This window comes from Streptomyces thermocarboxydovorans, from assembly GCF_039524635.1.
Lineage (GTDB): Bacteria > Actinomycetota > Actinomycetes > Streptomycetales > Streptomycetaceae > Streptomyces > Streptomyces thermocarboxydovorans.
In genome coordinates, this window is sequence record NZ_BAAAGU010000069.1 from 23,820 (window position 1) to 31,044 (window position 7,225).

Genomic DNA, 7,225 nt, shown 5'->3' on the forward strand with positions numbered 1-7,225 from the left:
ACTGTTGCCAACAGACGTTGGCCAACAGGTGTTGACCAACATCCGTTGGCCAACCAACGTTGGCGATAGTGGGAGGTCCTCATGAACGGCACCGGCACCGGCTCCGGTATGGGTCAGGGCACCGGCCGCACCACGGGCTCCGCGCGGTCCGTGATCGTCGTCGGGGCCGGCCCCACCGGCCTCCTCCTGGCGGGCGACCTGGCCGAGGCCGGCGTGGCCGTCACGCTCCTGGAGAAGCGCCCCCACAAGATCAGCAACCTGTCCCGTGCCTTCGGCGTGCACGCCCGCACCCTGGAGCAGCTCGACGCCCGCGGTCTGGCCGACGACCTGCTCGCCACCGGCAGCACCATCACCCGGCTGCGGCTGTTCCGCCGGCTCTCCCTCGACCTGAGCACCCTGCCCTCCCGCTTCCCGTTCCTCCTGATCACCCCCCAGTACGAGGTCGAGCGCCTGCTGGAGAAGCGCGCCAGGGATCTCGGCGTCGCCTTCCACTACGAGACCGAGGTCCTCGCCCTGCGGCAGGACGACACCGGCGTGGACGTCGTCGTCCGGGACGCGGACGGATCGACCGCCACCCGCCGCGCCGCCTACGTCGTCGGCACCGACGGCCACCGCAGCGCCGTGCGCCAGGCGATCGGCCAGCCCTTCCCCGGTGTCTCCGTCATCAAGTCCCTGCTCCTGGCGGACGTCCGCCTCGCCGAGAAGCCGGAGAGCGTCCTGACCGTGGACGGCGCCGGCGACGTCTTCGCGATGATCGCCTCCTTCGGTGACGGCTGGTACCGCGTCATGGGCTGGAACCGCCGCCACGAGGTCTCCGACGACACCCCCCTCGACCTCGAGGAGGTCAGGGAGGTCACCCGCCGCGCCCTGGGCACCGACTACGGCATGTACGAGGCGCGCTGGCTCTCCCGCTTCCGCAGCGACGAACGCCAGGCCCCCCAGTACCGGGTGGGACGTGTCTTCCTCGCCGGCGACGCCGCCCACATCCACTCACCGGCCGGCGGCCAGGGCATGAACACCGGCCTGCAGGACGCGGCCAACCTCGGCTGGAAGCTCGCCGCCGTCGTCAACGGGCAGGCACCCGCCAGCCTTCTGGACACCTACCAGACCGAACGCCACCCGGTGGGCCGGGCGGTGCTGCGCAGCAGCGGCGGCCTGGTCCGGCTGGCCCGGGCCCGCATCCCCGCCCTGCGCGCCGTACGCGCCCTGGTGACGACGGTCATCAACGCCGTGGCCCCCGCCCGCGCCAGGGTTGTGGCCCAGCTCACCGGCATCGGCTTCACCTACCCGGCCCCGCGCGGCGCCCACCGCCTCGTCGGCACCCGGATCCCGGACGTCACCCTCAAGAGCGGGAAGCGCCTGTACGAGGCCCTGCGCGGCGGCCGGTTCGTCCTCATCACCCCGCCCACCGTGCCCGCCCCGTACGACGGCGGCCCGCACGAGGGCGCGGCGGACCTCCCGGTCGTCGAGCACTGGACCAGCGCCCGCCGCACCGCCGTGCTGGTCCGCCCCGACGGTTACGTGTCCTGGGCGGCCGACGCCCCCGACACCACGGCCCTGCAGAAGGCTCTGGCCTCCCGCTACCCCACTGCCCCCTGACCGGACACCCTCCCGGGCCCTGCGCCCGGGGCGGCCCGCCCCCTTCCCGCGGCCGGCCGGGGGCAGGGCCCCGTCTCTGCGGCCTTCCGTCCGTGCAACCCTTCGCCGTGCAGCCCCGTCTATCAGAATCGGATCATGACCGTGCCCGCGCTGCTGGAAGCAGTCTCACTGCGGGTGCCGGACGAACTCGTCACCCCTAACGGCCTCACGGTGAACGACATCTTGGGAGCACCTCGCCCACGACAAGTGGGAAACGGCCTTCCCGCTGCTGGAGGGGAGCTCCACGACCCCCGCCCGATCCCGGCCGGCTTCTGGCAGATGCTGACCGCGGCCGCCGGGGATCTGCCGACTGGAGCGCAGGACGGCCTGGTGCCGCTGGCGCTGCCGCGAACTCCGCCAGGGCATGGCCCGGGCCGGCCTGACCCTCCTGCCCGCCGACGAGGCCCGCCGCCGAACTTCGTTGCCGGGGGCCGGAGTTGGGTGCCCTATGGGCGGTGAGCAACCGTGACCGCCGATCCGCTGGCGGCGCTGCCGGACCCGGCCAGCATGTCCGACGCCGAACTGCACGCCGAGATCACCGCGCTGATCGAGGCCGACGCGGTCTCGGCGCGCCGCTGGGCCTGCGACCGCCCCGACTGCGACGGCCTGCCCCACGCCGGCTGGCTGCACCACCATGCCCGTGCCACGCAGCGCCTGCCCGACGGCGACTGGGCGGCATGGATGATGCTGACCGGCCGAGGCTGGGGCAAGACGAAGTCCGCGGCGGAGGCCGTAAGAGAGTGGGCGGCTTCTCCGGGGACGATGATCGCGGTGGTCGCGAAGAACGCCACCCTGGTCAAGGAGATCTGCTTCGAGTCCCCCAAGTCCGGCCTCCTGGCGGTCATCCCGCCAGAGGATGTCCGCCGCTACAGCCTCGGAAACGGCCTGACCACCCTCCGCCTGAAGAACGGCTCGGCGATCTACGGCTTCGGGGCCGAGACCCCGGACAACCTGCGCGGCTTCGCCTTCGACAAGGGCTGGCTCGACGAGTACGCCGCCTGGAACCGGCACACCGCCCAGTCGGTGTACGACATGCTGTGGTTCTGCCTGCGCGAAGCCCCGTCCCCACAGGTCGTCATCTCCACCACGCCCAAGCCGCTCCCCCACGTCAAGCACCTGGTCGAGCGCGGCCGACGCCCCGGCTCCACCGTCGTCCTGACCACCGGCCGCACCGAGGACAACCGCGCCAACCTCTCCCCCGCCGCGCTCGCCGAGCTCGACTCCGAGTACGGCGGCACCCGCCTGGGCCGCCAGGAACTGGACGGCGTACTGCTCGAGGATGTCGAGGGCGCGCTGTGGAAGCAGTGGATGTTCGAGGTGGAGGGCTTCCGCATCGCCCGCACCGCGGTCCCACCGCTCGACCGCCTGGTCGTCGCCGTCGACCCGGCCGTCACGACGACGGACACCGCAGACCTGACCGCCTTCACGGTGGCCGGCCGCTCCTACCCGCTGGAGCAGATGTACGGCGACCGCCGACCCCGCGGCTACGTCCTCCACGCCGAGCAGGAGCGCTACACCCCCACAGCCGCGATGCGCCGCGCCGCCGCCCTGTACCACGAGCACCAAGCGGACTGCGTGGTCATTGAGGCGAACAACGGCGGCGACTACCTCCCTGCCCTCCTCGCGGAGGTCGACCCGACGGTCCCCTGCCGCGTCGTCCACGCCACCCGCGGGAAGCGCGCCCGCGCGGCTCCGGTCGCGATGCTGTACGAGCAGTCCCGCATCAGCCACACAGGCTCGCCGCGCACGTTCGCCGTTCTGGAGGAGCAGATGACGACGTACGTCGGTGCGTCCGAGACCGAGGAAAAGTCCCCGGACCTGCTCGACTCCTGCGTCTGGGCGCTGACGGATCTCTTCCTCGACTCCTCGGTGCAAGGCCCACCATCACGACCGGCCGACGGACGTCTCACCGGGCGGCGGTAGAGCTTGCCCCCGCCTCACCCTCTTGGGGAGTGGTCAGAGCTCGGGTGCCAGCAGGGTCAGCCGAAGCAGCGCGCTGACAGCCAGCACCGTTGGGATGGCGTACCACCACTTGCGCACCCACTCGGCCTTGACGAACACCCACGTCAGGAATGCCATCACAGCGGAGAAGGCCAGGCCGATGTCGGATGCGACGCCGGAGTTGCTCACGGCCTGCTGATCCCAGGGTCCGTCCGGCTCGACCATGTAGGCCGTGAGCACGACATAGCCCGTCACCAGCGCGCCCAGAGCCAGAACGACGGCGCACACGCCACTACCGAGCCAGCCGAAGGACCTCGGCCGTCGGCTCTCACGCAGATCGGTCGCCGGTTCCATGCCTGGGCTCACCCCAGTGCCTCCTTCGCGTCGTCCAGCTTCCGGTCGAAGCCCCGACCATATGCCTGGGCACCCGGGTCCTGGTAATAGGGACCGCCGTTGTAGCGGGCGGCCAGTTCCTGCATCTGTTCCCGGGTCATCTGTTCCGGTGGTACGTCGGCGAACCCGCTCTCCGCCTTCAGCTGGGCCAGGTACTCCGAGGCGATGAAGATGTTCTTCGCCGGGTCCTTGATCGCGCCCACGACCTGGTCTCGTTGTATGTCAGTGAGATGGTGCGGGTCGTAGCCGAGTACCTCAGCAGCGCGGCGGACCTGGATGGACAGCGGGCCCATCGAGGTTTTGTCGGGATCCTCCTGGCCGGGCAGGATCTTGCGCCCTTCGTAGCCAGCGTCGTCGAGCCAGCCGGGATCGCCCTCGACCTCCTGCCAGGCGATGCCGGCGACCATCTCGGGCGGCAGGCCCGCATCCTGTGCGGCGGCCTTGATGAGTTCCCTGTTGGCGGAGATGTAGTCCCGTCGGCCGTCGTCCGAGTTGGACCACAGCCAGTAGTTGTTCCCCTGAGCCTTGGGCAGTCCGTCGATACGGGTTTCGATCCGCGAGAGGATTTCGTTGGCCACGACGTTCCGGCCGGTGGTCGGAATGTCGTCCATCTTCGGGCCCGCACCGGGCAGCTGGGCATAGGGGTTGTCGCTCGCCTGCCGAGCCTCGGCCTGCAGCGGCCCCAGGTTCTTCAGGAACTGTCCCGGATCAGCAATGGGGCTCTTGAAGTCGGGCAGGGACCGGTAGGCAGCTTTGACATCTGCGATGCAGGTCGCGCGCGCCTCGGACTCCACGCGCAAGGCGTCGCTGTAGTGGTCCTTGGTCTGGTGGTAGTAGCGCTCGGCGTCCTCTCGGATCGCGTCGACGTCGACGCCGAGCTCCGCGAACCAATCCATCACACCGGTGGTGGCCCGCAGATCTTCCCACTGTCGCAGGGGCTCGGCGGCTCGCGCGGTCGGCGTGACAGCCGTGGCTTCCTTGGACATCACCTCCGACAGTTTCGTCTCGGTGTGCTTGCCGCTCTTGTAGTGGCTCTTGGCCGTCGTGACCGCCTCGGCGTAGGACGTGAGGGCATCTGCCACCTGGCGGAAGGCGCGCGACAGATCATCGGTGAGATCCTTCGCCTCACTCAAGCGCTTGGCGTAGAGGTCGCGCGCCTCGCTCTGCCAGTCCACTTTGACCGCCTTGCGAAAGGCATCGTGCGTGGTGTCGATCAACTTGTGGAGACGCGTGAACTCGGCGGCGCTGAGGTTGATGAGAGCCGGGTTGGCGTCCTCCAGGAACTCGACGTCCTTGCGGTAGGCCACAGCAGATCACCGATCCCCGGCTTCGATGTAGCGCCCCGACACCAGGACGGAGTTCAACTTCCTGCGCACTGCGTCGTCGTACTGTGCGTACGTGTTGTTCGCCGACCTGAGCTTGCTGGACAACGCCGCCAACAGCACGACCGCGTCGGTGTACTGGTCCTTGGCGTAGCGGGCAAAGGTCTCGACGTTCGAGGCAACATCGGGATGGGACCGGGGGGGGCACGGCACATGGTCGCGTTCTCGCCGTCCATACGCCCCTCGTACAGGACGCCGGCGATCTCCAGCAGCAGATGCGAGCTTCCGTCGATGGAGTCAGCACTCACGGAGAACCCGTCTCCGTAGCCACCCGAACCGGTGGAGGAGCCACCGCCTCCGTCAGGCACCACCTGGTTCAGTTGCATGTGCGCCGACTGCTGCTGCCGGGCAAGTGCATCTGCCTTGAGCTGGCCCCATTCCTCTTCCCACGACACCATGCCCGTCCCCCGTCCGGTTGTCGCAATTGCTCGAGCACACGTGCTTATCACCCACAAGTGTGCCATGAACAGGCAAAGAACGATCAAGGCGGAGCGAACTACCGGCCGTCAACTGGCTTGGCTGCCACGAGATTCACAAGCCGTCATATCTGACCATCACTGAGCGGTGTGCATCGTGAAGTTGCAGGTCACGGGTGTGGCGTGCGGGGTGGGAGCGGTACTCGGGCAGGTCTGGGGCGGTAGTCCGTCGACAAGGTCATCGGTCAGCGGGCGACTTCGCGATTCGTCAGAACCAGCAGGGCCCTGACCAGGGTGGTCGCCCATTTCGGGTCGGTGCGGACCTTGCCCAGCACGCGCCAGTTCTTGAGGTGCGCGAAGCCGTGCTCGACCGGGGCGCGCACGGCGGCCAGCACCGTGTTCGACAGCTTCTGGCCGGGGGTGAGGGGCCGGTTGCGGGCGGCCTTGTAGCCGGTGATCACTGCCGGGTCGGCGTCGGGATCGCTGTCGTCGAGGCCGATGAAGCCCAGGTCGGCGATGGCGCCGAGGCCGGCCGCGCGGAGGTGGGCGGTGAGTCTGTCGTGCCGGCAGGCAGTGATCTCCGAGGTGCGTCCGGGCCGGGCCGCGGAGACCCAGAGCAGTCGGCCGCGATCGTCGGTGAGGGCGATCACGAGCAGGCCGTGGCATTTGCTCTTGCCCGAGTAGTTCTTCCTGTTCTCCTTCCCGGTGCGGCGTCGGGTGCGTATCAGGGAGCCGTCCAGCAGCACGATGCCGCCGCCCGTTCGGGCGATCTTCTTCAGCGCGCGGTCCAGGCGCGGGGCGCGGGCGGCCAGCAGGCCGACCACCTCGCGCACCCAGCGGCCCACGGTCGTGCGGTGGACCCCGTTGCCGCCAGCCAGATCGCCGGGCCGCTGATCACAGCGCAAGACCGCCAGCACGATCCCGGCGATCTTCCCGGCGGGCAGCGCCCGCCAGGGCGAGCGGATCTTCTTGCGGTGGCCGCGTATGAGATCGGCGAGGTAGTTCAAGGTGGCGCTCGACAGCGGCAGGCGGGCGGTGTAGACAAGGCCGTCAGGGCCCTCGACAGGCTGGTTGTTTTTCTTCACACCAAACTCAACTGCCGTCGGGGGCCCGCCGGTTACGCCCGGCCGCGCTCCTCCTCCGGCGCGGTCAGGGGCGCACGGTGAACTTCCCGTCGGGCCGCTTGTGCAGCCAGCCGCGATCGGCCAGCTTGGTCAACTTCCCGCGCAGCGGCTCCAGCCGCCCGGGCACCTGGATATCGATGCCCAGCTCGGCGCCGACGTCCTTGACCATCACCGGCCCGGCCGCAGCCGCAACGATCGACAGCATCCGCTGGTAGTCCACCGGCAGCGCGGACTCCTCCATCCCCGGCGCGCGGTCCGGGACTGGGGCCGGGCGACGTCGCGGGAGGAGTCCCAGGCGCTGACGAGGGCGTACGCGGACGGACGTGCCGAT

At 69.7% G+C, this 7,225-nt stretch carries 6 protein-coding genes; 2 read left to right on the plus strand and 4 right to left on the minus strand.

Translation table 11 applies throughout. From position 1 onward, the window contains the following. The first annotated feature begins 81 nt into the window (after nt 1-81). Complete coding sequence (locus ABD198_RS26300; RefSeq protein WP_344006402.1) at nt 82-1,599, plus strand: FAD-dependent monooxygenase; 1,518 nt, start codon at nt 82-84, stop codon at nt 1,597-1,599. A 504-nt stretch (nt 1,600-2,103) separates the two neighbouring features. Next, a complete protein-coding gene (locus ABD198_RS26305; RefSeq protein WP_344006404.1) occupies nt 2,104-3,561 on the plus strand; it encodes a phage terminase large subunit family protein in 1,458 nt (485 codons plus the stop codon). Nucleotides 3,562-3,594: 33 nt separating this feature from the next. On the opposite strand, the gene ABD198_RS26310 is transcribed toward ABD198_RS26305, so the two are convergent. From ABD198_RS26310 to ABD198_RS26325, 4 genes are all read right to left on the minus strand, one after another. Further along, the gene (locus tag ABD198_RS26310; RefSeq protein ID WP_344006406.1) at nt 3,595-3,945 is read right to left on the minus strand and encodes a hypothetical protein; all 351 of its coding nucleotides are present in this window, start codon (nt 3,943-3,945) and stop codon (nt 3,595-3,597) included. Then, on the minus strand, nt 3,942-5,279 hold the full coding sequence (locus ABD198_RS26315) for a hypothetical protein (protein ID WP_344006408.1): 1,338 nt from the start codon (nt 5,277-5,279) through the stop codon (nt 3,942-3,944). The genes ABD198_RS26310 and ABD198_RS26315 overlap by 4 nt, the downstream gene beginning before the upstream one ends. 736 nt (nt 5,280-6,015) lie before the next feature. Continuing rightward, nucleotides 6,016-6,855, minus strand: a complete 840-nt coding sequence (locus ABD198_RS26320) for a transposase family protein (protein ID WP_344006411.1) — start codon at nt 6,853-6,855, stop codon at nt 6,016-6,018. Nucleotides 6,856-6,919: 64 nt separating this feature from the next. Further along, nucleotides 6,920-7,114, minus strand: a complete 195-nt coding sequence (locus tag ABD198_RS26325; RefSeq protein ID WP_344006413.1) for a hypothetical protein — start codon at nt 7,112-7,114, stop codon at nt 6,920-6,922. Nucleotides 7,115-7,225 lie beyond the last annotated feature (111 nt).

Bases quoted from the DNA above. Each gene is read 5' to 3' on its own strand.
- ABD198_RS26300 (WP_344006402.1), top strand. From the start codon at position 82: ATGAACGGCACCGGCACCGGCTCCGGTATGGGTCAGGGCACCGGCCGC.